The 279-nt window shown below is 60.9% G+C and carries 1 protein-coding gene; it reads left to right on the top strand.

The window, feature by feature from the left end:
- Positions 1 to 279: NAD(P)-binding protein (locus ACLI50_RS22655; RefSeq protein WP_411414690.1), on the top strand; the 279-nt coding region annotated here is incomplete at both ends.

The raw sequence follows: 279 nt of genomic DNA, 5'->3' as shown, positions 1-279 counted from the left end.
GGGCCTCTATCACCTGTTCCGCCTGCGCGAGCAGGGCCTGAATGTCAGGGCTATTGACGCAGGATCGAGCGTCGGCGGCACCTGGTACTGGAACCGTTATCCCGGCGCGCGCTTCGATTCCGAAGGCCACACCTATCAGTATCTGTTCTCCGAGGAGCTCTACAAGGGCTGGAGCTGGAGCGAGCGGTTTCCGGGACAGCCCGAGATCGAGCGTTGGCTGAACTATGTGGCCGACCGTCTCGACCTCAAGAAGGACATCCAGTTCGAGACCACGGTGAA

The organism is Chryseobacterium cupriresistens, from assembly GCF_046614675.1.
GTDB classification, from domain to species: domain Bacteria; phylum Bacteroidota; class Bacteroidia; order Flavobacteriales; family Weeksellaceae; genus Chryseobacterium; species Chryseobacterium cupriresistens.
Note: the sequence above shows the minus strand (reverse complement) of the source record. Positions and strands in the feature narration are given on the sequence as shown.